Source organism: Hydrogenophaga sp. ANAO-22, from assembly GCF_042466645.1.
Taxonomy (GTDB): domain Bacteria; phylum Pseudomonadota; class Gammaproteobacteria; order Burkholderiales; family Burkholderiaceae_C; genus Hydrogenophaga.
In genome coordinates, this window is record NZ_CP159956.1 from 4,538,841 (window position 1) to 4,563,345 (window position 24,505).

At 67.6% G+C, this 24,505-nt stretch carries 23 protein-coding genes; 10 read left to right on the top strand and 13 right to left on the bottom strand.

Annotation, left to right across the window (positions count from 1 at the left end):
- Window positions 1-16: 16 nt before the first annotated feature.
- From ABSY19_RS21910 to ABSY19_RS21945, 8 genes are all read right to left on the bottom strand, one after another.
- The gene (locus tag ABSY19_RS21910) at window positions 17-847 is read right to left on the bottom strand and encodes an ABC transporter ATP-binding protein (protein WP_382155806.1); all 831 of its coding nucleotides are present in this window, start codon (window positions 845-847) and stop codon (window positions 17-19) included.
- Window positions 848-926: 79 nt separating this feature from the next.
- Entirely contained in the window at window positions 927-1,961 is a 1,035-nt protein-coding gene (locus tag ABSY19_RS21915) for an ABC transporter substrate-binding protein (protein WP_382155809.1), read from the bottom strand.
- A gap of 287 nt (window positions 1,962-2,248) precedes the next feature.
- A complete protein-coding gene (locus tag ABSY19_RS21920) occupies window positions 2,249-3,730 on the bottom strand; it encodes a nucleobase:cation symporter-2 family protein (RefSeq protein WP_382155812.1) in 1,482 nt (493 codons plus the stop codon).
- A gap of 476 nt (window positions 3,731-4,206) precedes the next feature.
- Window positions 4,207-6,495: an NADP-dependent malic enzyme gene (locus ABSY19_RS21925; protein WP_382155815.1), complete on the bottom strand. Its 2,289-nt coding sequence runs from the start codon at window positions 6,493-6,495 to the stop codon at window positions 4,207-4,209.
- Between the two features lie 88 nt (window positions 6,496-6,583).
- On the bottom strand, window positions 6,584-7,831 hold the full coding sequence (locus ABSY19_RS21930; RefSeq protein WP_382155818.1) for a M20/M25/M40 family metallo-hydrolase: 1,248 nt from the start codon (window positions 7,829-7,831) through the stop codon (window positions 6,584-6,586).
- An 8-nt stretch (window positions 7,832-7,839) separates the two neighbouring features.
- Window positions 7,840-9,624, bottom strand: coding sequence for a 2-oxo-4-hydroxy-4-carboxy-5-ureidoimidazoline decarboxylase (uraD, locus tag ABSY19_RS21935; RefSeq protein ID WP_382155821.1), 1,785 nt, complete (start codon window positions 9,622-9,624; stop codon window positions 7,840-7,842).
- A 10-nt stretch (window positions 9,625-9,634) separates the two neighbouring features.
- Entirely contained in the window at window positions 9,635-10,600 is a 966-nt protein-coding gene (gene puuE / locus ABSY19_RS21940) for an allantoinase PuuE (RefSeq protein WP_382155824.1), read from the bottom strand.
- The gene (locus ABSY19_RS21945) at window positions 10,597-11,271 is read right to left on the bottom strand and encodes a GntR family transcriptional regulator (RefSeq protein ID WP_382155827.1); all 675 of its coding nucleotides are present in this window, start codon (window positions 11,269-11,271) and stop codon (window positions 10,597-10,599) included. Before ABSY19_RS21945 ends, puuE begins: the two co-directional genes overlap by 4 nt.
- A 68-nt stretch (window positions 11,272-11,339) precedes the next feature.
- On the opposite strand from ABSY19_RS21945, the gene uraH reads away from it, so the two are divergent.
- A complete protein-coding gene (gene uraH, locus ABSY19_RS21950) occupies window positions 11,340-11,693 on the top strand; it encodes a hydroxyisourate hydrolase (RefSeq protein ID WP_291121102.1) in 354 nt (117 codons plus the stop codon).
- Between the two features lie 54 nt (window positions 11,694-11,747).
- Here uraH and ABSY19_RS21955 read toward each other — a convergent pair whose 3' ends face one another.
- Complete coding sequence (locus ABSY19_RS21955) at window positions 11,748-12,311, bottom strand: energy transducer TonB (protein ID WP_382155830.1); 564 nt, start codon at window positions 12,309-12,311, stop codon at window positions 11,748-11,750.
- Between the two features lie 176 nt (window positions 12,312-12,487).
- On the opposite strand from ABSY19_RS21955, the gene xdhC reads away from it, so the two are divergent.
- The 7 genes from xdhC (at window position 12,488) to ABSY19_RS21990 (ending at window position 18,827) form a co-directional block, all read left to right on the top strand.
- Entirely contained in the window at window positions 12,488-13,339 is an 852-nt protein-coding gene (gene xdhC / locus ABSY19_RS21960) for a xanthine dehydrogenase accessory protein XdhC (protein WP_382155833.1), read from the top strand.
- A gap of 139 nt (window positions 13,340-13,478) precedes the next feature.
- Entirely contained in the window at window positions 13,479-14,675 is a 1,197-nt protein-coding gene (locus ABSY19_RS21965) for a urate hydroxylase PuuD (protein ID WP_382155836.1), read from the top strand.
- 158 nt (window positions 14,676-14,833) lie between these two features.
- Window positions 14,834-15,940, top strand: a complete 1,107-nt coding sequence (locus ABSY19_RS21970; protein WP_382155839.1) for an S-(hydroxymethyl)glutathione dehydrogenase/class III alcohol dehydrogenase — start codon at window positions 14,834-14,836, stop codon at window positions 15,938-15,940.
- A 2-nt stretch (window positions 15,941-15,942) separates the two neighbouring features.
- Window positions 15,943-16,782 carry an S-formylglutathione hydrolase gene (fghA, locus tag ABSY19_RS21975; RefSeq protein ID WP_382163904.1) on the top strand — a complete coding sequence of 280 codons (840 nt, stop codon included), beginning with the start codon at window positions 15,943-15,945 and terminating at the stop codon, window positions 16,780-16,782.
- 4 nt (window positions 16,783-16,786) lie between these two features.
- Complete coding sequence (locus ABSY19_RS21980; RefSeq protein WP_382155841.1) at window positions 16,787-17,446, top strand: HAD family hydrolase; 660 nt, start codon at window positions 16,787-16,789, stop codon at window positions 17,444-17,446.
- A 7-nt stretch (window positions 17,447-17,453) separates the two neighbouring features.
- Window positions 17,454-17,834: a Rieske (2Fe-2S) protein gene (locus ABSY19_RS21985; RefSeq protein ID WP_382155844.1), complete on the top strand. Its 381-nt coding sequence runs from the start codon at window positions 17,454-17,456 to the stop codon at window positions 17,832-17,834.
- A 12-nt stretch (window positions 17,835-17,846) separates the two neighbouring features.
- Window positions 17,847-18,827: a S49 family peptidase gene (locus ABSY19_RS21990; RefSeq protein WP_382155847.1), complete on the top strand. Its 981-nt coding sequence runs from the start codon at window positions 17,847-17,849 to the stop codon at window positions 18,825-18,827.
- A gap of 16 nt (window positions 18,828-18,843) precedes the next feature.
- On the opposite strand, the gene galE is transcribed toward ABSY19_RS21990, so the two are convergent.
- Complete coding sequence (galE, locus tag ABSY19_RS21995; RefSeq protein ID WP_382155850.1) at window positions 18,844-19,875, bottom strand: UDP-glucose 4-epimerase GalE; 1,032 nt, start codon at window positions 19,873-19,875, stop codon at window positions 18,844-18,846.
- Between the two features lie 4 nt (window positions 19,876-19,879).
- Window positions 19,880-21,319, bottom strand: a complete 1,440-nt coding sequence (locus ABSY19_RS22000; RefSeq protein WP_382155853.1) for a mannose-1-phosphate guanylyltransferase/mannose-6-phosphate isomerase — start codon at window positions 21,317-21,319, stop codon at window positions 19,880-19,882.
- Between the two features lie 135 nt (window positions 21,320-21,454).
- Between ABSY19_RS22000 and galU the strand changes: the two genes are divergently transcribed.
- The gene (gene galU / locus ABSY19_RS22005; RefSeq protein ID WP_382155856.1) at window positions 21,455-22,339 is read left to right on the top strand and encodes a UTP--glucose-1-phosphate uridylyltransferase GalU; all 885 of its coding nucleotides are present in this window, start codon (window positions 21,455-21,457) and stop codon (window positions 22,337-22,339) included.
- A 9-nt stretch (window positions 22,340-22,348) separates the two neighbouring features.
- On the opposite strand, the gene ABSY19_RS22010 is transcribed toward galU, so the two are convergent.
- Together ABSY19_RS22010 and ABSY19_RS22015 are read right to left on the bottom strand one after the other, a co-directional pair.
- Entirely contained in the window at window positions 22,349-23,152 is an 804-nt protein-coding gene (locus ABSY19_RS22010) for an SAM-dependent methyltransferase (protein ID WP_382155859.1), read from the bottom strand.
- Entirely contained in the window at window positions 23,149-23,763 is a 615-nt protein-coding gene (locus ABSY19_RS22015; protein ID WP_382155862.1) for a Maf family protein, read from the bottom strand. Before ABSY19_RS22015 ends, ABSY19_RS22010 begins: the two co-directional genes overlap by 4 nt.
- 36 nt (window positions 23,764-23,799) lie before the next feature.
- On the opposite strand from ABSY19_RS22015, the gene ABSY19_RS22020 reads away from it, so the two are divergent.
- The gene (locus ABSY19_RS22020; RefSeq protein WP_382155865.1) at window positions 23,800-24,360 is read left to right on the top strand and encodes a YceD family protein; all 561 of its coding nucleotides are present in this window, start codon (window positions 23,800-23,802) and stop codon (window positions 24,358-24,360) included.
- Window positions 24,361-24,505: the final 145 nt, after the last annotated feature.

Sequence of the window (24,505 nt, forward strand, 5' to 3'; positions counted from 1 at the left end):
TTTGACTCCCGCTTCCTTATTGGTTGATGACGGTGCCGGCCTTGCGCATGGCGCCGATGTGGCCGCGCAGCTCGAGCACGATGTCGGAGAACTCCTTGGTGTAGGTCACCTCCAGGTCGCGCGTGCGCGGGATCGGGATCTCACGCTGCACCACGAAGCGGCCCGGGCTGCGGCTCATGCAGTACACCGTGTCGGCCAGGAAGACCGATTCGCGCAGGTCGTGCGTGACCAGGATGACGTTGAAACGCTGCGCCTCCCACAGGTCGCGCAGCGTGCACCAGAGTTCCTCGCGGGTGAAGGCGTCGAGCGCGCCGAAGGGCTCGTCGAGCAGCAGCATCTTGGGCTCGTGGATCAGCGCGCGGCAGATGCTGGCGCGCTGCTGCATGCCACCCGAGAGCTCCCAGGGAAACTTCTTTTCCATGCCGCCCAGGCCCACGCTGGCCAGCAGCTTCTTCGCGCGTTCCTCGTATTCCTTGCGCCGGTCCTTGAACTGGCTGCGGTAGGGTTCGACGATTTCGAGCGGCAGCAGCACGTTGTCCAGCGTGGTGCGCCAGGGCAGCAGCGAGGGCGCCTGGAAGGCCATGCCCGAGATCTTCAGCGGGCCGGTGACGGGTTGGCCGTCGATGCGGATCTTGCCCATGCTGGGCATCTTCAACCCGGTGGTGAGCTTCATGAAGGTGGACTTGCCACAACCCGAGGGGCCGACGATGGCGATGAACTCGCCGCGTTTGACCTTGAGGTTGATGTCTTCCACCGCGAAGACGTTCTGGGCCAGCAGGTCTTCGTTGTAGGCCAGCCAGACCTGGTCGAAATCGACGAAGGGCTGGTCGCTGGAGGGGTCTTGCATGGGGTCGTCTTCCTGAAAAAAAGGCCAGCCGCCGTGGGGTGGCTGGCCGGGGCCGCGGGCTGGCGGCCGGTGGCCGTTCTTACTTCTTGGCGGGGGGCAGCACGTTGAGTTCGGCGGCCGAGGGCAGCATGGAGCCGTTCCAGATCGTGGCCGGGTCGATGCGGGTCTTGGTGCCGTAGGCGTCCGACACCTGGGAGGCCATCAGCGAGAGGCGCCCGGGGTTGACCTGGCCGAAGCCTTCCTTGCGCGCGTCGGGGCTGGCGACCACGGAGTCGATGGCCAGCACCAGGCGGCGGGTTTCCAGCGGCACGTTGATGATGCCGTCGCGCGCCTTCACGGTGTCGATGCTGGCGGCCGGGTTGGCCATGACTTCCTTGGCGCCCTTGGCGAAGGCGGTCAGGAAGGCTTTCACGGCGGCCGGGTTCTCCTTGATGATCTTGGGCGAAGCGATGATCACGTTGCCGTACAGCTTCACGCCATGATCGGCGAAGGGCATGATGACCACGTCCTCGGTCTTCACGCCGCGCGCCTCGAGGTTGAGCAGCGAGGTGAACGAGAAGCCCGTGATGGCGTCGATGTCGCCGCGCACCAGCATGGTTTCGCGCAGCGGCGGGTCCATCGAAGTCCAGGTCGCGTTGGAGAGGTTGTTGGCCTTCTGGAAGATCGGGTAGGCCTTGCGGCCGGCGTCGAACACCGGGGCGCCAAGTTTCTTGCCGTTGAGGTCGGCGGGCTTGGTGATGCCGCTCTTCTTGAGCGCGAGCACCGCGGCCGGCGTGTTGTTGTAGACCATCATCACGGCCACCGGCTTGTTCGGCGCTTCCGGGTTGTTGGCGTGGAATTCCATCAGCGCGGCCAGGTCGGCGAAGCCCAGGTCGTAGCTGCCCGAGGCCACGCGGGTGACGGTGCCGCCCGAGCCGTTGCCGGAATCGATCGTCACGTCCAGGCCGGCGGCCTTGAAGTAGCCCTTGGCGGCGGGTTGCAGGAACAGCGCGGCAGGACCCTCGAAACGCCAGTCGAGCTGGAACTTGATCGGCGTCTGCGCGTGGGCGCTGCTGCCGAAGGCGGCGGCCGCGGCCAGGGCAGCGGTGATCTTGATGAGGTGGCGCTTGTTCATGGGTTCTCCTGTGATGGGCGGGGTTGCAGGGGGTTGCTCAGCTGTCACCCGGGCATGCCTTGTCATCAGCAATAAAGGTGCCAGCAAAGCGTGGGCGGCAAAAAGGCGCCGGGGCGCCTTTTGAGCACAGAATTTGTATACAGATTCTTGTTCGAGACGTTCGGTGCGTCATCGAGACTAACCCTGAATGGTGCGCACCACATCGGGGCTTGCACCATGTCCGGGCGCGGTGCGCGCATGAAAAAGGCCCCCGAAGGGGCCTTGTCGAAAGGGAGCGGGCGAAGCGCTCAGTGCGCCTCGGCGTGTTTGGCAGCTTCGATGGCGGCGCTGGTGTCGCCCCGGCTGCCATTGAAGTACAGGTTGAGCGCGACCGCGCTGATGGAGGCCAGCAGGATGCCGGACTCGATCAGGGGGTGGATGGCGTGCGGCATCCACATCTTGAAGTTGGGTGCGACCAGCGGGATCATGCCGAAGCCGATCGAGACCGCCACGATGAAGAGGTTGTTGCGGTTGCCCTTGTAGTCCACGCCGGCCAGGATTCGGATGCCGGTGGCGGCCACCATGCCGAACATCACCAGGCCCGCGCCACCCAGCACGAAGGTGGGCAGGGACTCGACCAGCGCCGCCATCTTGGGCAGCAGGCCCAGCACGATGAGGATGACGCCGCCGGCCACGCAGACGAAGCGGCTCTTGACGCCGGTGACGCCGACCAGGCCCACGTTCTGCGAGAAGCTGGTGTAGGGGAAGGTGTTGAAGATGCCGCCGATGAGCGTGCCCAGGCCGTCGGTGCGCAGGCCCGCGGTCAGGGCCTTCTGGTCGATCTTGCGGTCGGTCATGTCGCCCAGCGCGAGGAACATGCCGGTGGACTCGATCATCACCACGATCATGACCAGGCTCATGGTCAGGATGAGGATGGGGTCGAAGATGGGCATGGCGATCTCGAACGGCAGCACCACGTCGAACCAGTTGGCGTGTTTGACTTTCTCGAAGGTCATGAGGCCGGTGGCGGCGGCGACGACGGCGCCGACGACGATGCCCAGCAGCACCGAGATGTTGGCGATGAAGCCGCGCGCGTATTTGGCGATGAGCAGGATGGCGGCCAGCACGATGGCGGCGATGGCGATGTGTGCGGGCTGTGCGTAGGCGGGGTTGGGCACGCTGCTGGCGATGGACAGGCCTTTGGGCATGTCGGGCACCAGGCCTTTGGCGGTGGCCTCGTTCACGGTGTGCAGCCAGGTGATGTGCTCGGTGTTGGGGACGAAGGGGCTGGTGGCGCCGACGGGGTTGCCGAAGATCCAGTTGATGCCCACGCGCATGAGGCTGATGCCGATGACCGCGATGATGGTGCCGGTGACCACGGGTGGGAAGAAGCGCAGCATGCGGCTGACAATGGGCGCGATGAGGATGGAGACGATGCCCGCGCCGATGATGGAGCCGAAGATGAGGCCCGCGCCCTGGATGCCGGGGTTGGTGTTGGCCATGGCGACCATGGGGGCGACGGAGGCGAAGGTGACGCCCATCATCACGGGCAGCTTGATGCCGAACCATTGGGTGGCGCCCAGGGCCTGGATCAGGGTGACGAGGCCGCAGCAGAAGAGGTCGGCCGAGATGAGCATGGCCACCTGTTCGGGGCTGAGCTTGAGCGCGCGGCCCACGATGAGGGGGACGGCGACGGCGCCGGCGTACATCACGAGCACGTGTTGCAGGCCGAGCGCGGTGAGTTTGCCGGGGGGCAGGACTTCATCAACCGGGTGGACGGAGGTGGACATGGGGGTCTCCTTGAGGGGCGTGGTTCGGCTTCAATGCATGCAAAACTGTATACAGATTATGTGTACTATCGAATTGGGCTCAGCCTAGGGGAAACCCGGTTTCGGACCGGCGGCTGGGTTGTTTCACGGGTGATTCGTTTTCCTGTGGCACCGGTCGCCGGCGCCGAGGGGGCATGGCTCCGCGACTGTCCCCCGGACCGGCTTCGCCGGTCCTCCTCCTTTACGTCGCTGCGCCACACCCCCTCGTCACCAACGACCTCTTGGCGCGCGAGCTGGAAGACGAAGAGTGGGTGTGCCTACATCACTTCGGCCCAGGGATGCCCGGCGCTCTGCGCAGCGGGGTAAAGGAGGAGCCCCGGCGAAGCCGGGGCGGGGGACACCCGCGGAGCAGAGCGCCGGGCGTCCCTGGGCCCGCGAGGTGCAGGCGAAAAAAAGGGGCGCCCGAGGCGCCCCTTCCCAAACACAAGCGAGAAGACTCAGTTCTTCACCACACCACTGGCCGCCGCCAGCGCCGTCATGTTGAGCACCCGCCGCACCGTGGCCGCCGGCGTGAGGATGTGCACCGTGCCGGCCGCGCCCATGAGGATGGGGCCGACGGTGACGCCGCCGCTGGTGGTCGTCTTCATCACGTTGTAGAGAATGTTGGCCGCATCCAGGTTCGGGCAGATCAGCAGATTCGCCGACCCCGTCAGCGTGGTCTCGGCCAGGTAGGCGGCGCGGATTTCGGGCTGCAGCGCGGCATCACCGTGCAGCTCGCCGTCGCACTCGATCTCGGGGTGCGCCGCCACGAACAGGTCGCGCGCATCGGCCATCTTGCGGGCGGACGCGCGCTTGCTCGACCCATAGCTGGAGTGAGACAGGAACGCCACCTTCGGCGGCAGACCGAAACGCTGTACTTCCTGCGCCGCCATCCACGCGATCTCGGCCAGCTCCTCGGCCGACGGCGTTTCGTTGACGTACGTGTCGGCGATGAAGACCGGGCCCCGGTTCGTCATCAACGCGTTGACCGAGGCGTACAGGCCCGCGCCCTGGCGGCGGCCCAACACGTTGTCGATGCGCTCCAGGTGCGTCATGAAACCGCCGACCAGGCCGCAGATCAGCGCATCCGCGTCCCCCAGCGACAGCATCAGCGAACCGATGATGGTGTTGGACCGGCGCACGGCGGCCTTGGCCACCTCGGGCGTCGCGCCGTGGCGGCCCATGATCTGGTGGTAGTGCTCCCAGTACTGGCGGAAGCGCGGATCGTCTTCCGGGTTGACGTTCTGCACGTCCTGTCCGAGCTTCATGCGCAGGCCGGCCTTGGCGATGCGCGCCTCGATCACCGCCGGGCGCCCGATCAGGATCGGCAGCGCGAGCTGGTCGTCGATCGCCATCTGCGCCGCGCGCAGCGCGCGCTCGTCCTCACCGTCGGCATACGCCACGCGCTGCTTCTTCGGCAGGGCCTTGGCCGCGTTGAAGATCGGCTGCATCAGGATGCCGGTCTGGTACACAAAACGGCCCAGCTGCTGGCGGTAGGCATCCATGTCGGTGATGGGCCGCGTGGCCACGCCGGAATCGGCGGCGGCCTGCGCCACGGCCGGCGCGATGCGCAGGATCAGGCGCGAATCGAACGGCTTGGGGATGATGTAGTCCGGGCCGAAGCTCAGGTCCTGGCCGGCGTAGGCGTTGGCCACTTCCTCGCTGGTCTCGCTCTTCACCAGCTCGGCGATCTGGCGCACGCAGGCCAGCTTCATCTCTTCGGTGATGCGCGTGGCGCCGCAGTCGAGCGCGCCGCGGAAGATGTACGGGAAGCACAGGACGTTGTTGACCTGGTTCGGGTAGTCGCTGCGGCCGGTGGCGATGATGCAGTCCGGCCGCACGGCCTTGGCCAGCTCGGGCCGGATCTCCGGCTCGGGGTTGGCCAGGGCGAGCACGATCGGCTTGGGGCCCATGGTCTTCATCATTTCGGCCGTGAGCACGCCCGGGGCCGAGCAGCCCAGGAAGACGTCGGCGCCATCGACCGCGTCGGCCAGCGTGCGCTTGTCGGTCTTCTGCGCGTAGCGCGCTTTCGACTCGTCGTAGCCACCGGGCCGGCCTTCGTAGACCACGCCCTTGGAGTCGCAGACGAAGATGTTGTCGCGCGCCACGCCCAGGCCCACCATCACGTCCAGGCAGGCGATGGCGGCGGCACCCGCGCCGCTGACTGCGAGCTTGACCGAGCCGATGTCCTTGCCCACCAGCTCCAGGCCGTTGATCAGCGCGGCGGCCGAGATGATGGCCGTGCCGTGCTGGTCATCGTGGAACACCGGAATGCCCATGCGCTCGCGCAGCTTCTTCTCGATGTAGAAGCACTCGGGTGCCTTGATGTCCTCGAGGTTGATGCCGCCCAGCGTGGGTTCGAGCGAGGCGATGATCTCGACCAGCTTGTCCGGGTCCTTCTCGTCGAGCTCGATGTCGAACACGTCGATGCCGGCGAACTTCTTGAACAGGCAGCCCTTGCCTTCCATCACGGGCTTGGCGGCCAGCGGGCCGATGTCGCCCAGGCCGAGCACGGCCGTGCCATTGGTGACCACGCCCACGAGGTTGCCGCGCGAGGTGTACTCGGCCGCCTTCGCGGGGTCGGCCTCGATGGCCAGGCAGGGGTAGGCCACGCCGGGGGAGTAGGCCAGCGAGAGGTCGCGCTGGTTGGACAGGGGCTTGGTGGGGGTGACGGCGATCTTGCCGCGCGAGGGCGTGCGGTGGTACTCGAACGCGGCGTCGCGCAGGGCTTGTTCAGCAGGGGTCATGTTGTCTCCAGAGAGCTTGAATGCGGGTTCATTGTGTCACGCGTTCAAGCCCTCAAGACCGCGCCGGGCGCGGTGTTTCATGGATGGTTCAGGCGGGTTGCAGCAGTTCGAAGAGGGTGCGCGCGATCACCTTGGTGGCGCGCTTGAGGTCGTCGAGCTGCAGGTGCTCGTCGGCGCGCTTGGCGTTCGATTCGCGCACCGTGCGCGGGCCCGCGCCGTAGATCACGCCGGGGATGCCGCGCTCCACGTACAGGCGCACGTCGGTGTAGAGCGGCGTGCCCACGGCGGGGATGGTTTCGCCGAACACGGCCTGGCCGTGCTTCTGGATGGCCCGCACCAGCGGCTGGTTGCCGGGCAGCGGCTTCATGGCGCGCGCGAGCAGGATGCGGCGCACGTCCACCTTGAGCTGGCGGCCGCCGCGCGGCGGCTGGAAGCTGGCCGCGGCCTGTTCGATGGTGCGGCGCAGCGACGCTTCCACCTCGGCCGGGTCTTCCTCGGGGATCATGCGGCGGTCCACCTTGAGCACCACCTTGCCGGGGATCACGTTGGTGTTGGTGCCGCCGCTGATCTGGCCCACGTTGAGGTAGGGGTGGGTGATGCCTTCGACCTGGGAGGTGACCTTCAGGTAGTCGGCGTTGAGCGCGTACAGCGCGTTGAGGATGTGGGTGGCGCCCTGCAGCGCGTCGGTGCCGCTGTCGGGAATGGCGGCGTGTGCCATGTCGCCATGCACCGTCACCTCCAGCTGCAGGCAGCCGTTGTGGGCCACCACCACCTGGTAGCTGAAACCGGCGGCGATCATCAGGTCGGGCTTGGTCAGGCCCTTGTTCAGCAGCCAGTCGGGGCCGACCTCGCCGCCGTATTCCTCGTCGTAGGTCACGTGCAGTTCCACGCCGCCCGCGAGCCTGGCGTTGAGCGATTCGAGTGCGCGGATCGCGAAGGTGAAGCTGGCGATGTCGCTCTTGCTCACGGCCGTGGCACGGCCGTAGATCCGGCTGTCCACCACCTCGCCGCCGTAGGGGTCGTGCGTCCAGCCTTCGCCGGGCGGCACCACGTCGCCGTGGGCGTTGAGGGCGATGGTCTTGCCCGGTCCGTAGGGGCGGCGCACGATCAGGTTGGTGATGCTCTGCAGGCCGGCGGCCTCCACCTCATTGGCGGGCACGGCGTGCCGTTCGGCCTTCAGGCCCATGGCGTCGAGCAGCTCGGCGGTGCGCTCGGCGTGCGGCGCGTTGTTGCCCGGTGGCGTGTCGGTGGGCACGCGCACGAGTTCCTGCAGGAAGCGCACCTCCTCGTCGAAGTGGGCGTCGATCCAGGCATCCAGTTGGTGTTCGGTGGTCATGATGGCGTTCAGTTCGGGTGTTCGGTGGCGAGTTGATCGAGCAGGTGCGAGAAGGCGTTCACGCCCAGTTCCATGTCGTCGCTGGTGGTGGACTCCAGCGGGTTGTGGCTGATGCCGCTGTTGAGGCCGCGCACGAAGAGCATGGCCTGCGGCATGACCTCGTGCAGCTTCATGGCGTCGTGTCCGGCGCCGCTGGGCATGCGGTGCAGCGGCACGCCCAGGGCGGCCACGGCTTTCTCCCAGCGGGCCTGCCAGGCGGGTGCGCTGGGCGCGGCCGCCGCGCGCATGGTTTCTTCGGTCTTCAGGCCGATGCCGCGGCGCTCGCAGATGCCGCGCAGCTGCGCGAGGATGTCGCGCTCCAGCGCATCGCGCTGTTCGTTGCTGGGCGCGCGCAGATCGAGCGAGAACAGGCAGCGGCCGGGCACCACGTTGATCGATCCGCCGGGCACCTGCAGCATGCCGATGGTGGCGACCGAGTCGCCGTCGGCGGCGGCGCGCTGCTCGGCGTAGAGCGCGAGTTCGGCCACCGCGCTGGCGGCGTCGCGCCGGCGGTCCATGGGCGTGGTGCCGGCGTGGCTGGCCATGCCGACGGCTTCGCACAGGTAACGCACGCTGGCGTTGATGGAGGTGACCACGGCCAGCGGCAGATCCATCTCGTTGAGCACCGGGCCCTGTTCGATGTGCACTTCCACGAAGCCGAGGTACTTCGAGGGGTCGCGCTCCAGGGCCGCGATGGCTTCCAGCGTGGCGGGCAGGCCGGCGTGCCGCATGGCGTCGCGCATGCTCACGCCGTCGGCGTCCAGCTGGTCGAGCCACGCGGGGTTGAAGTGGCCGGTGAGCGCGCCCGAGCCCAGGAAGGTGGCCTTGTAGCGCTGGCCTTCCTCTTCGGCGAAGCCGATCACCTCGAAGGCGAACGGCAGGCGCCGGCCCGCAGTGTGCAGCTGCTGCACGCAGGCCATGGGCACGAAGATGCCCAGGCGGCCGTCGTACTTGCCGCCGTTGCGCACGGTGTCGTAGTGGCTGCCCGTGAGCAGGGCCGGAGCATCTGGCGTGCTGCCGTGGTAGCGGCCGACCACGTTGCCCACGGCGTCGATGTGCACCTCGTCGAAGCCGCAGTCGCGCATGCGGGCCGCGATGTCGGCGGCGCAGGCGCGGTGCGCGTCGGTCAGGTAGGTCACGGTGAGCTGGCCGTGTTCGGCGAAGCCGGGGTCGCTGTGGCGCGCGAGGTCTTCGTGCCAGTCCCACACGCGGTGGCCGACGGTGGGCTCGAAGCCGAACTTGTCGTTCAGCCGGATCTCGGCGATGCGGTGGATGTTGCGCAGGCACTCGGCGCGTTCGAAGTCCACCGGGTGGCCCAGGCGGCGCTCGAAGGTGGCGATGATCTCGCGCTTGTTCAGGCCGACGCCGCGCGGGCCGCGCACCGCGAGGATGAAGGGAAAACCGAACTTCGCGTTGTATTGCGCGTTGAGCTGCTGGATGTGCGCGAACTCCTCGGGCGTGCAGTTCGTGAGGCCGGCCTTGGTCTGTTCGTTGGTGGACTCGGCGGTGAGCGACTTGGCCACCATGGCCTTGCCTGCGAGTTCCGGGTGGGCGCGGATCAGCGCAAGCTGCGGCTCCCGGCCAGCCTGGTTGAGCACGGTCACCATGGCGTGTTTGAGCGCGGCCAGCGAGGCGAAGGGGCGTTGGGCCAGCGCCTGTTCCGCGATCCAGGGCGAGTGTTCGTAGAGACCGTCGAGCATCTGCGTGGCTTCGGCCAACGGCGCTCGGTTGAGTTGTTCCAGGGTGATGGGCATGGGGGCGGCCTCAGGCGGCATGTTCAGGGGGCGTCAAGGGGTGGGTGGCTGTCCAGTGGCGCGCGATGTCCAGGCGCCGCGCGACCCAGACCTTGTCGTGTTGCTGGATGTGGTCCAGGAAACGCTGCAGCGCGGTGATGCGCCCGGGCCGGCCGAGCAGGCGGCAGTGCATGCCGATGCTCATCATCTTGGGCCGGTCCAGGCCGTCGGGGTCGCCTTCGGCGTAGAGCGCGTCGAAGGTGTCCTTCATGTACTGGAAGAACGGGTCGGCGTGCGAGTAGCCCTGGGGCAGCGCGAAGCGCATGTCGTTGCAGTCCAGCGTGTAGGGCACGATGAGCTGGTGCGCGTCGCTGCCGTCGGTCTTGCGCACCTTCATCCAGAACGGCAGGTCATCGCCGTAGTAGTCGCTGTCGTACTCGAAGCCGCCGTAGTCGGCCACCAGGCGGCGCGTGTTGGGGCTGTCGCGCCCGGTGTACCAGCCCAGGGGCCGGCTGCCGGTGAGGCGTTCGATCAGCTGCATGGCCTGCGCCATGTGGGCGCGCTCGGTGGCCTCGTCCACGTTCTGGTAGTGGATCCACTTGAGGCCGTGGCAGGCGATGTCGTAACCCAGCTCCTTGAAAGCGGCGGTCACGTCCGGGCTGCGCTGCAGGGCGGTGGCCACGCCGAACACGGTGAGCGGCAGGCCGCGCCGCTCGAACTCGCGCAGGATGCGCCAGACGCCGGCGCGCGAGCCGTACTCGTAGATGCCTTCCATGCTGATGTGGCGCGCGGGGTAGGCCGCGGGGTTGAACATCTCGGACAGAAACTGCTCGGACGCGTCGTCGCCATGCAGCACGCTGTTCTCGCCGCCTTCTTCGTAGTTCAGCACGAACTGCACGGCGATGCGCGCGCCGTTGGGCCAGCGGGCATGGGGCACATCGCGGCCGTGGCCGGCCAGATCGCGCGGGTAATCGCGCGTGGAGTCGTAAAGCGTCATGACAAGGCCATGGAGATGTCGTTGGTCGGCAGCTTGCGGTCGAAGGTCAGGTTTTCCTCCACGTGCAGCAGGTGTTCGTTCATCAGGCGCACCGCCAGCTCCTCGTCGCGCGCGGCCAGGGCCTTGACGATGTCGGCGTGTTCGTCGTTCGAGTGTTCGGCGGCCTGGTTGCTCTGGTACATGAGCGTGATCAGGGCGCAGCGCGAGATGAGTTCGCGCAGCAGCTCGGCCAGCACCTGGTTGCCCATGAGCTCGGCCATGCGCACGTGGAAGTCGCCCAGCAACTCGGTGCGGCCGGCCACGTCCTCGTTGTTGACCGCCATCTTTTCCTGCGCCACGTGTTCGCGCAGCGCCTTGATCTTGGCGTTGGTCACGCTCTTCACGAAGGCGCGTGTCATCTCCACCTCGAGCATGCGGCGCACGGCGAACACCTGCTGCGCTTCCTGCACCGAAGGCGTGGCCACGAAGGCCCCGCGCGCCGGTTCGAGCCGGATCAGCCGGTTCTGCGAGAGCTGGAACAAGGCCTGGCGCACCAGGGTGCGCGAGACGCCGAAGTGGTCGGCCAGCTTCTGCTCGGCCAGCTTGGTGCCCGGGTGCAACCGGTGCTCCACGATGGCCCGCGTGAGCGACTCGACGATGTGCAGGGTGCTGGAGGTTTCCATGCGGCGCATCATATCCAGAAAAACAAAAAGTGTATACACTTTCGGTCGACCATCAAACACTGGAAGGACAACACACCATGGGCTTGAGCACACACGTTCTGGACACGATGCACGGCTGCCCCGCCGCCGGCATGGTGGTGGAGCTGCACACCACCGAGGGCGACAAGGCCACGCTCGTCAAACGCTTCACGCTGAACGCGGACGGGCGCAACCCGGACGGGCCGCTGTACGACAACGCCAGCCTGAAGGTGGGCACCTACCGGCTGGTGTTCGACGTGACGGGGTATTTCGCGGCCAAGGGCGTGAAGCTGCCCGAGCCGAATTTCCTCAACCGCGTGTCGCTGGACTTCGGCGTGGCGCACACCGACCAGCACTACCACGTGCCGCTGCTGGTGAGCCCCTGGAGTTACTCCACCTACCGGGGTAGCTGAGCGGGCATGAAAAAAAACCCGCCGGATGGCGGGTTTTTTCGAAGGGACCGAGGCCTACTTGTCACGCTGGCCTTCTGTCAGCGTGTCGAGCTGGAATTTGCCGCTCTTGTCCCACAGCCAGACCTCGGTGTAAGTCACGCTGCCCATGCGCACGGGCGCGGGGAAGGGAGCGGCGGCGCGCACGGTGCGCTCGATCTCGCGCATCACGTCGGGCACATGGCTGGGCGCGCGCATCCAGTTGATGTTCTGCACATTGCCGCGGCCATCGACCTGCACCTGCAGCACGCCCACGGCATGCATCAGGGGTGGCAGCTGGCCCTTGTAAATGCGGTGGGCATTGCGTTCGTAGATGTGGCGCGCGCCGTCCTTGCGGTAGTCGTGCGGCGAGGCGGCGTGCGAAATGAAGTCGGGTGCGGGCAGGGCGCTCACGGGCGGCGGCGGTGCGGGCACCGGAGCCGGTGGTGGGGGCGGTGGCGGTGGCGGCGGGGGGGGCAGCGGCGCGGCACAGGCGGCCAGCAGGGCGGCGGTGCACAGGCCGAGCCAGCCCCAGGGCGCGCGGGGCTGGTCGGCGGCGTCCGCGCGCGGGGCCGGACGGGGAGCGGGGGTGATGTCTCTCATGGTGGCTGACCTGCAAAGGGATCGGGGGTCGGGCGGGGTCTTCGACTGGACCATATGGCGGGGCGGATGAAGTGTATGGGCGTTTTCGGTCGGGCGTGGGTACAGTAGAGGCGGATACTGGGTGTCCTCGATCGCGATTGCGTGTCCATACCTCTTTTTTGACGGCGGCGCCACAGATGCTCTCAGACCTTGAAGCCTTTTTATTGCGTCTGGCGACGGAGCGCGCCGTGCTGGTGACGGTCGGCGCGACGCGCGGATCCGTGCCGCGCGAAACCGGTGCGTGGATGGCGGTGTTCGCGGGCGCGGCGGGTGGCGCGGTCGGCACCATCGGTGGCGGGCACCTGGAGTGGGATGCGATGCGGCATGCGCGCGAGGCGCTGGGGCGCGGGGCCAGCGAGCGGCCTGCCGCCTGGTCGCAGGCGGTCACCCTGGGCCCCAGCCTGGGCCAGTGCTGCGGCGGGGCCCTGGTGCTGCAATTCGAACTGGTCGACGCCTCCTGCCGCGAGGCGCTGCGCCAGCGCCTGACCTTTGGCCATGCGCCGCTGGCGCTGTTCGGCGGTGGCCACGTGGGCCGCGCCCTGGTGCAGGCGCTGGCGCCGCTGCCGTTCGATGTGACGTGGATCGACAGCCGGGACGAGGTGTTTCCGCACGACCTGCCGATCGGGGTGCGCACCGAGTACTCCGAACCGGTGCAGCTCGCGGTGCGCGACCTAGCGCCGCGCTCCAGCGTGTTGATCATGAGCTTCTCGCACGCCGAAGACCTCGACATCGTGGCGGCTTGCCTGCAACGGCAACGGCAACATGACGATCTGGGCTTCGTGGGGCTGATCGGCAGCAAGACCAAGTGGGCGACCTTCCGGCGGCGCCTGCGCCAGCGCGGTTTCAGCGAGGCGGAGCTGGCGCGCATCACCTGCCCCATCGGCCTGCCGGGCATCCAGGGCAAGGCGCCGGCCGTGATCGCCGCCTCGGTGGTGGCGCAGTTGTTGCTTGTCTGCGAAACCACGGCCGATGCGCGCATGACCTCTTGAATGTTCTCAAAAAGTGTATACACTTTGGCCGACCGGTCGCAGCGGAGCGGGTGTTCCCACAACACTCAAACGCGGCCCTCAGACGACTCAGAGCGCCCGCGGTGGTGAGTCGCAAGCCCTGACCTTGCCTTGAGGTGCCATGGAAACTTACCTGCTCGACTGGGCCAATCTGCTGCTTCGCTGGCTGCACGTCATCGTGGCCATTGCCTGGATTGGCTCATCTTTCTATTTCGTCTTTCTTGACAGCAGCCTCACCCCGCCGGAGGACGAGCAGCTCAAGAAGGACGGTGTCAGTGGCGAACTCTGGGCCCTGCACGGCGGCGGCTTCTACCACCCGGTGAAGTTCGCGGTCTCGCCGCCCAAGTTGCCCGACCACCTGCATTGGTTCTACTGGGAGAGTTACTCCACCTGGCTCTCGGGTTTCGCGCTGTTCCTCATCTCCTACCTCTGGAGCCCGAGCGTCTACCTGATCGACCCGAAGGTGTTCGAGTGGTCGCCGGCCGCGGCGATCGCCACCGCACTGGGTTTCCTGGTGGTGTTCTGGCTGCTGTACGACGCGATCTGCCGCACGCTGGGCCAGAAGGAGAACGGTGATGCCAAGGTGGGCGCGCTGGTGCTGGTGCTGGTGTGCGTGGCGGCCTGGCTGGCCACGCAGCTGTTCGCCGGGCGCGCGGCCTTCCTGCTGGTGGGCGCGATGATTGCCACCGCCATGAGCGCCAACGTGTTCTTCTGGATCATCCCGGGCCAGCGCACGGTGGTGACCGACCTCAAGGCCGGCCGACCGGTCGACCCCATCCACGGCAAGCGCGGCAAGCAGCGCAGCGTGCACAACACCTACTTCACGCTGCCGGTGGTGTTCGCGATGCTGAGCAACCACTACAGCTTCACCTACACGCACCCGCAGAACTGGCTGATCCTCATCGGCATGATGTTCGCCGGCGCGGCGATCCGCCAGTTCTTCGTGATGCGCCACGGCTACAAACTGGGCCGCAACAAGCACCCCTGGCCGTACGCAGTGGCTGGCGTGGTGGCGCTGATTGCGCTGATCGTCTGGCTCAAGCCGGCGCCGGTGCAGGCGGTGGCGGTGCCCGCCACCGTGAGCTATGCGCAGGTCAAGCCGGTGATCGACCAGCGCTGCGTGATGTGCCATGGCGAGGCGCTGCAGTCCAAGAACGTGCGGCTGGACACGCCCGATGCGCTCAAGCAGCACGCGCAGGCGGTGTACCAGCAGGCGGTGGTCACGCGGCTGATGCCGATGAACAACGCGACCGGGCTCACCGAGGAAGAGCGCGCCTTGATCGGCCAATGGTTCAAGGGCGGCGCGAAGACAGAGTGACCCCCGCAGCGCTTCGCGCTACCCCCTCAGGGGGCAACACCTGCGGCCTGGCAAAGCCAGTTCCGCGGTGTTTCGGGTCTTGTCATGTCGCTCCGGTGAGGGGGTGTGATCTGCGGTAACCTCGTGACCGATTTCACAACCTCCGAGCAGAGCACACCATGAAGACGCAAGCCGCCGTGGCCTGGAAAGCAGGCCAGCCCCTGACCATTGAAACCGTGGACCTGGAGGGGCCGAAATTCGGCGAGGTGCTGGTTGAGATCAAGGCCACCGGCATCTGCCACACCGACTACTACACGCTCTCGGGCGCGGACCCCGAAGGCATCTTCCCGGCCATCCTGGGCCACGAAGGCGCGGGCATCGTGGTCGACGTGGGCCCGGGCGTGACCACGCTCAAGAAGGGCGACCACGTCATCCCGCTGTACACGCCCGAATGCCGCCAGTGCAAGTTCTGCCTGAGCCGCAAGACCAACCTGTGCCAGCTGATCCGCGGCACGCAGGGCAAGGGCCTGATGCCCGACGCCACCAGCCGTTTCAGCCTGGACGGCAAGCCCATCTTCCACTACATGGGCACCAGCACCTTCAGCAACTACACCGTGGCGCCCGAGATCTCGCTGGCCAAGATCCGCGAGGACGCCCCGTTCGACAAGGTCTGCTACATCGGCTGTGGCGTCACCACCGGCATCGGCGCGGTGATCTTCACCGCCAAGGTGGAGGCGGGCGCCAACGTGGTGGTGTTCGGCCTGGGGGGCATTGGCCTGAACGTGATCCAGGGCGCGAAGATGGTGGGCGCGGACGAGATCATCGGCGTGGACCTCAACCCCGCCCGCCAGGAGATGGCGCGCAAGTTCGGCATGACGCACTTCATCAACCCCAAGGAGGTGGAGAACGTGGTCGATGCCATCGTGCAGCTCACCGACGGCGGGGCCGACTACAGCTTCGAGTGCATCGGCAACACGCAGGTGATGCGACAGGCGCTGGAGTGCACGCACAAGGGCTGGGGCCGCAGCATCATCATCGGCGTGGCCGAGGCCGGTGCCGAGATCAGCACGCGCCCGTTCCAGCTGGTCACCGGCCGCAAATGGGAAGGCTCGGCCTTCGGCGGCGCGCGGGGCCGCACCGATGTGCCCAAGATCGTGGACTGGTACATGGACGGCAAGATCAACATCGACGACCTGATCACCCACAAGCTCAAGCTGGCCGACATCAACGAGGGCTTCGCGCTGATGAAGCGCGGCGAGTCCATCCGCGCCGTCGTGGAGTTCTGATGGTGCTGGAGACCTTGAGCGAGCACCGCTGCTTCGGCGGCGTGCAGGGCTTTTACCGCCACGCCTCGGCCGGGATCGGCCTGCCGATGAAGTTCGGCGTGTTCGTGCCGCCGCAGGCCGCGCAGGGCCCGGTGCCGGTGCTGTTCTACCTGGCGGGGCTGACCTGCACCGAGGAGACTTTCGCCATCAAGGCCGGCGCGCAGCGCGTGGCGGCCGAGCTGGGCCTGATGCTGGTCTCGCCCGACACCAGCCCGCGCGACACCGGCATCGAGGGCGCGAGCGCGGCCTGGGACTTCGGCCACGGCGCGGGCTTCTACCTCGATGCCACGCAAGCGCCCTGGGCGGCGCACTTCCGCATGGAAAGCTGGGTCACGAAAGAGTTGCGCGGGCTCGTGCTGTCGCAGTTTCCCACGCGGGACGACCGCGTCGGCCTCTTTGGCCACTCCATGGGTGGTCACGGAGCGCTCACGCTGGCCTTGCGCCACCCCGGGCTGTACCAGAGCGTGTCGGCGTTTGCGCCGATCGCCGCGCCCACGCAGTGCCCGTGGGGCGAGAAGGCTTTCGGTGGCTACCTGGGTGACGACCGCGCCGGCTGGGCCGCGCACGACGCCACCGAACTCGTGAAGGCCGGGCGCAAGGCGCCGCCCTTGCTGATCGACCAGGGGCTGGCGGACAATTTCCTGGCCGCCCAGCTGCACCCCCACCTGTTCGAGGCGGCCTGCGCGCAGGCCGGCCAGCCGCTCACGCTGCGCCGACACGAGGGGTATGACCACGGTTATTACTTCATCGCCAGTTTCATCGAAGACCACTTGCGCCACCATGCGCAAACCCTCTGTGCCTGACCCCATGCGCCCGCGCCAATTCGATCTCATCGCCTTCGACTGGGACGGCACCCTGTTCGATTCCACCGCGCTCATCACCCGTTGCATCCAGTCGGCGGTGGTGGATGTCGGGGGTGTGGCGCCCACCCGCGAGGCGGCCAGCTACGTGATCGGCATGGGCCTCATGCAGGCCCTGGCCCACGCCGCGCCCGACGTGCCACCCGACCGCTACCCCGAGCTCGGGCAGCGCTACCGCCACCACTACATGGCGGCGCAGCACGAGCTGAGCCTGTTCGAGGGGGTGTTGCCGCTGCTGGCCGAGCTCAAGCGCCGCCACCACTGGCTGACGGTGGCCACCGGCAAGAGCCGGGCGGGCCTCAACGAGGTGCTGCACGCGGTGGAGCTGCAGGGCGTGTTCGATGGCTCACGGACCGCCGACGAGACCGCCGGCAAGCCCAACCCCCGCATGCTGCAAGAGCTGATGCGCGAGTTCGGCGTGGCGCCCGAGCGCACCCTGATGGTCGGCGACACCACGCACGATCTGCAGATGGCCGTCAACGCCGGCTGCGCGAGCGTGGGCGTGAGCTACGGCGCGCACGAGCCGGCCAGCTTCGCGGTGCTCAACCCCTTGCACGTGGCGCACTCGGTGCGCGAACTGCACGACTGGCTGAGCGCCCACGCCTGAGTCGGCCATGAGCATCTCCTCCGACGATCCGGTCTACGCGCTGTGCAACAGCCGGGATCTGGTCGATGGGGGGCGTGCCGTGTCGTTCGACGTGGTGTACGCGGGCCAGACCTGCCGCGCGTTCGCGATCCGCTACCGCGGCCAGCCGCACGCCTACCTGAACCGCTGCACCCACGTGGCGATGGAAATGGACTGGCAGCCCGATCGGTTTTTCGACGACAGCGGCCGCTGGTTGCTGTGCGCCACGCACGGCGCGGTGTACGAGCCCGACACCGGTGCCTGCCAGGGTGGACCATGCCGGGGCGGGCTGGTCAAGATCGAGCTGGTGGAGCACGACGGGGTGGTCCACTGGCGGTCACAATACCACCTCAAACCCCTTGAATTCTGAGAGCCTTCGACCATGAACGACGATTTCCCCGGCCCGTCCGCCAACGCCTCCAGCGACCGCACGCCGGGCGTGGCCTGGGAGCGCGCCACCCTGGAAAAACTGGTTTTCGCGACCATCCGCGAGCAGCAGTCCGCGCGCCGCTGGAAGATGTTCAGCCGGCTGCTCTGGCTGGCGGTGTTCGGCGCCATTGCCTGGTTCGCCTACACCAGCAACACCACCACCACGGTGAGCACCCCGCACACGGCGGTGGTGGACATCAAGGGGGAGATCGCCAGCGGGGCCGAAGCCAGCGCCGAATACGTGGTGGCCTCGCTGCGCTCCGCGTTCGAGGACGAGGGCGCGCAGGCCGTGGTGCTGCTGATCAACTCACCCGGCGGCAGCCCGGTGCAGGCCGGCATCATCAACGACGAGATCACCCGCCTCAAGGGCCTGCACGGCAAGAAGGTCTATGCGGTGGTGGAAGAAACCTGTGCCTCGGCCGCCTACTACATCGCCGCGGCGGCGGACGACATCTACGTGGACAAGGCCAGCCTGGTCGGCAGCATCGGCGTGCTGATGGACGGCTTCGGTTTCACCGGCCTGATGGACAAGCTCGGCATCGAACGCCGTCTCATGACCGCTGGGGCCAACAAGGCCATGCTGGACCCGTTCAGCCCGCAGGACGAGGCGCAGAAGGCCTACATCCAGACCATGCTGGGCCAGATCCACGCCCAGTTCATCGAGGTGGTGAAAAAGGGCCGTGGCGATCGCCTGAAGGAGAACGGCGACACCTTCAGCGGCCTGGTCTGGAATGGCCAGCAGGCGGTGGCGCTCGGCCTGGCCGACGGCCTGGGCAACCTCGACTACGTGGCGCGCGAGATCGTCAAGGCCGAGGAGATCGTGGACTACACGCGCCGCGAGAACGTGGGCCTGCGCCTGGCCAAGCGCTTTGGCGCCAGCATGGGCGAAGGGATGTTCCTGGCGGCCCGTGCGGCCGGCGTGCAGCTGAAGTGAGGGCTCCGGGGCGGGTTCAGCCCTTGTAGCCGTTGGGGTTGCCGCTCTGCCAGCGCCAGGCATCGGCGCACATCTGATCCAGCGTGTGCTTCGCCCGCCAGCCCAGCAGGCGCAAGGCCAGCGCCGGGTCGGCCCAGCACTGGGCCACGTCACCCGCGCGGCGTGGGGCAATCTGGTAGGGCACCGGGCGGCCGCTGGCCTGTTCGAAGGCGCGCACCACGTCCAGCACGCTGTGGCCGCTGCCCGTGCCCAGGTTCACCGTGAAGCTCTCGCCACGGCTCAGCAGGGCCTTGATGGCGGCGACGTGGCCGGCGGCCAGGTCCTGCACGTGGATGTAGTCGCGCACACCCGTGCCATCGGGCGTGGGGTAGTCGTTGCCATACACGTTGAGGTGTTCGCGCTGGCCCACGGCCACCTGCGCCACGTAGGGCATCAGGTTGTTGGGAATGCCCGCCGGGTCCTCGCCGATCAGGCCGCTGGGGTGGGCACCGACCGGGTTGAAATAGCGCAGCGTGCCCACGCGCCAGGCCGGACGGGCCGCGCACAGGGCGGTGAGCATGTCTTCAATGACCAGTTTGCTGTGGCCATAGGGGTTGGTGTGGCTGCGCGGGAAGTCCTCGGTGATCGGCACGGTGGCCGGATCGCCATACACCGTCGCGCTGCTGGAGAACACCAGCGTGGGCGCGATCGAAGGGTCTTCCGCGTGCACGGTCTCCATGGCGCGCAGCAGGCTGACCGCGCCGCCGATGTTGTTGTGGAAGTACTTCAGGGGCAGCGCCACGCTTTCGCCCACCGCCTTGTCGCCCGCGAAATGGATCACACCCACAGGACGGTGGCGGCGCAACACGTCTTCAACCCAGGGCGTGTCCAGCACATCGCCTTCTTCGAACGGCATCGTCTGCCCTGTGATGCGCGCGAGGCGGTCCAACACCACGGGGTGGCTGTTGGCGAAGTTGTCCAGCAACACCGGTTCAAAGCCGGCTTCGATGAGGGCCACGGCGGTGTGGCTGCCGATGTAGCCGGCGCCGCCGGTGAGCAGAACTTTCATTTTTTTACTTTTTGGTGGCGGGGTCGGGCTGGCGGCCGTAGATGTCCTCCAGCCGCACGATGTCGTCCTCGCCGAGGTAGCTGCCCGACTGGACCTCGATCATCTCCAGCACCATCTTGCCGGGGTTGTGCAGCCGGTGCACTTCGCCAATGGGGATGTAGGTCGACTGGTTCTCCGACAGCAGGTACACCTCCTGCCCACGCGTGACTTCGGCCGTGCCCTTGACGATGATCCAGTGTTCGGCGCGGTGGTGGTGTTTCTGCAGGCTGAGCGAGGCGCCCGGCTTCACGCCGATGCGCTTGACCTGGAAGCGCTCGCCCATGTCGACGCTGTCGTACCAGCCCCAGGGGCGCGCCACGCGGCGGTGCATCGCGGCCTGCGGCACCTTGCGCTGCGAGAGGTGGGCCACCACGTCCTTCACCTGCTCGGCATGGTCCCGCTGGGCCACCAGCAAGGCGTCGGGGGTGTCGATGATCAGCAGGTCCTGTGTGCCCAGCGCCACCACGGTGCGGCCCGGCGCGTGGATGAAGGTGTTTCGCGCGTTCAGCGCGTGGCCCTGCCCGGTGATGCGGTTGCCTTCGCCATCGGCGTCGCTCAGTTCGGCCACCGCGTTCCAGCTGCCGACATCGCTCCACTGGCCCTGGAAGGGCACGACGGCCACGTCGTCGTGCGGCTCCATCACCGCGTAGTCGATGCTCTGCGAGCGGCAGGCGAGGAAGGGTTCGGCGTCGGGGCGAACGAACTGGATCTGGCCCACCCGGTCCTGCCGCGTCTGGGCCATGGCCTTTTCGCAGGCCTGCAGGATGTCGGCGGCGTGCTGGGCGAGCGCGGCCAGCAGCGTGCTGGCGCGCGCGAGAAAGATGCCCGCGTTCCACAGCACGTTGCCCTGCAGCAGCAAGGCCTGGGCGGCGGCCGGTGCGGGTTTTTCGATGAAACGGGCCACCTTGCGGCTGCCATCGGCGCGCTCATCGCCCTGCTGGATGTAGCCGTAGGCGCTGCTCGGGAAGCTGGGCATCACACCGAAGGTGACGATGGCGCCGGCCTCGGCCGCCGGCACACCCTGGCGGATGGTCTGGGCGAAGGCCGAAGCATCGGGAATGTGGTGGTCGGAGGGGCAGAACAGCAGCAGGGGATCGGCGTTGTCCTTCGAGCGGGCGAGCAGGGCGGCCAGCGCCATGGCCGCGGCGGTGTTGCGCGCCGCCGGTTCGAGCAGCACCTGCCCGGGCACGTTTTCCGCTTCGATCGCATCGGCCACCAGGAAACGGTGGTCTTCGGCGGCCACGCAGATCACCGGGTTGTCGCACCAGGCCAGGCGGTCCAGGGTCAACTGCAGCAGGCTCTTGTCGCCCACCAGAGGCACGAACTGCTTGGGAAAACTCTGGCGGCTCAGAGGCCACAGACGGGTGCCGGAGCCTCCGCAAAGGATGACGGGGGTGATGCTCATGCCGGATGGGAGTGGGTTGAACCAGTGGGGGGAACCCCGCTTTCAATCCGCTGCAGTGTAGCCTTTCGATGGACGTCGGCGTGTGCGCCGTTAACATGGTGAGCCTTTCTTCACGAACATGCGAGCCAAACCAAGATGACGATCCGCAAAGCCGTATTTCCCGTGGGTGGCCTGGGCACCCGTTTCCTGCCGGCCACCAAGGCGATCCCCAAGGAAATGTTGCCGGTGGTGGACAAGCCGCTGATGCAGTACGCCGTGGAGGAGGCCTACGCCGCCGGCATCCGCGAAATGATCTTCGTGACCGGGCGCCACAAGCGCGCCATCGAGGACCACTTCGACACCGCCTACGAACTGGAGATGGAGTTGGAGGCCGCAGGCAAGTCCGCCCTGCTTCAGCTGGTGCATTCCATCAAACCCGACGATATGGACTGTGTCTATGTGCGCCAGCCTCGCGCGCTGGGTCTGGGCCATGCGGTGCTCTGCGCCGAGCGCCTCGTGGGCAACGAGCCGTTCGCGGTGCTGCTGGCCGACGACCTGATGATGGGCCAGGACCAGGCGCAGGGCGGTGCCACCGTGCTGCAGCAGATGGTGCAGGCCTACGAGTCCAGCCCGGGCACGGTGCTCGCGGTGCAGGACGTGCCGCGCGCCGAGACGCGCCGTTATGGCGTCGTCGACGTGCACGGCGCCAACCAGGCGCTGGCCGAGGTGTTCGCGATGGTGGAGAAGCCGGCGCCCGACGTGGCCCCCTCGACCCTGGCCGTGGCCGGTCGTTACATCCTCACGCCGGCGGTGTTCGAGAGCATCCGCCAGCAACCGCGTGGCGCGGGGGGCGAAATCCAGCTCACCGACGGCATCGCGGCCCTGATCGGCAAGGAAAAGGTGCAGGCCTTCCGCTACGCCGGCAAGCGCTACGACTGCGGCAGCAAGGAAGGCTTTCTGAAGGCCACGATCGATCTGGCCTTGGCCAACACCGAACTCAGCGCTTCGGTGCGCGCGCACCTGAAGCGTCTGGGCGTCTGAGCCCGGACTTCAGCGGCCCAGCAGGAAGACGCAGGGCGCGTCCAGCGGCAACTCGCCGGACAGGGTCTGGGGGTTGCGCTTCCACTCCTGCACCAGCGCGCTGCGGCAGACCTGTTGGGGCAAGGTGAGTGCCCCGCACACCGCCAGGCGTGTGTGCGGATGCAGCGTTTGCAGCAGCGCCTGCAAGAGGGCGGTGTTGCGGTAGGGCGTTTCGATGAGGATCTGCGTCTGCCCGGTCTTCAGGGCCAGGGCTTCCAGTTCCCGCAACCGTTTGGCGCGCTCGGTGGGGTCCTGGGGCACGTAGCCGACGAACGCGAAGCTCTGTCCATTCAGCCCGCTGGCGGCCAGCGCCAGCATGAGCGAGATGGGGCCGGTGAGCGGCACCACGCGCAGGCCCATCGCGTGCGCGGCGCGCACGATGGAGCTTCCGGGATCCGCGATGGCGGGCATGCCGGCTTCGCTGACAAGGCCGATGTCGTGCCTGAGCAGGGCGGGGGCCAGCAGTTCACGGGCCTGTGCGTCGCCTTCGGCCTGCGGGGCATGGTCCCCCTTCTTGTGGGCCGCTCTGGGCAGCTCGGTGATCTGCTGCGCCTGCAAGGGCGCGGCCAGGCTGGCGAGGGCGTCCACCCGCTTGAGAAAGGCGCGCGTGCTCTTGGCGTTTTCGGTGATCCAGTGAGTCAGGCGCCGGGCGGTGTCCAGCGTCTCGGCGGGGAGCCACTCGGAGGGTGCCACAGGCGGGGCCTGCGCCACGCCGAAATCCAGGGGGGTGGGCACGAGGTAGAGCGTGCCGCGTGATTCGGAGTGGGCGCTCACAACAACTTCACCCCCGCCGCGCGGATCAGTCGGCAGGTGCGGATCAGCGGAAGACCCACCAGGGCCGTCGGGTCGTCGTTGTCGATGCGCTCCAGCAGCGCGATGCCCAGGCCCTCGCTCTTGGCGCTGCCGGCGCAATCGTAGGGTTGCTCCGCGAGCAGGTAACGCTCGATTTCGCCGTCGCTCAGGTCACGGAACACCACCCGCACCGCAGCGATGTCGCTGTGCTCGAAGCCCGAGGCCTGGCACACCACCGCCAGCGCGGTCTGGAACACCACGGTCTGGCCGCGCATGCGCCTCAGCTGGGCCACGGCCCGCTCATGGGTGCCTGGCTTGCCAAGCGGTTCGCCAGCCAGGTCGGCGACCTGGTCGCTGCCGATCACCACGGCTTGGGGGTGTCGTTGCGCGACATGCCGGGCTTTTTCAATGGCCAGGCGAAGCGCCAGATCCGCCGGCTTTTCCCCGGCCCGGGGTGTTTCGTCCACGTTGGGGGCGATCGCTTCGAAGGGCACGCCCAGCCGGGACAGCAGTTCATGGCGGTACCGCGATGTGGAACCCAGAATGAGGGCTCGGGACGGGGTGTCGGATGACGGATCGGAAGCGGTGGTCATCCCGGTATTCTCCCCGCATTCTTTTACACTGCCCGGATGAAAGACACCCCCAAGACGGCCTGGAACCCTCGGCGCCTGGACGTGCGTGCCTTCGCCCAAGCGGCCGCCAGCCTGCAGGACGAAGAGCCGCTTTCGGCATTCCCCCGCGTCCAGGCCGAAGCGGCCCTGGACGGTGGCGCCACGCTCACGCCCGTGCGCTGGCGGGCGCAGGGCGAAATGCGGCCGGCGGCCAGCGGCGGCACGCCCGATGTCTGGCTGCATTTGCAGGCCGATGCCCGGGTGCCGCTGATCTGCCAGCGTTGCCTCGCGCCCGTGGACACGCCCTTGACCGTGGACCGCTGGTTCCGTTTCGTGGCCGATGAGGCCACGGCCGAAGCCCAGGATGACGACTGTGATGAGGACTTGCTGGCCCTGGAGCCCAAGCCCGATCTGCACGACGTGCTGGAGGATGAGCTGTTGATGGAACTGCCCCTGGTGCCCATGCACGACACCTGCCCTGAGCCGGTGTCCCTGCGCACGGCGGGGGCCGGGGACGCTCCCGAGGCGGCGGCGCCCCGCAAGAACCCCTTTGCCGAACTGGCCAAGCTCAAAAAGTGAGCCTGTGGCGCGCCATGGCCCCGGGGCTGGCGGCATTGCCGCCTTCGGGCTATAATGCTTGGCTTTGCGCTGGTATCCATTCGCACGTTGACGTGCTCGGGTCAGGCGCGCAACCGGTTGAACGGAGCGATTTCAGGTCTCCGTT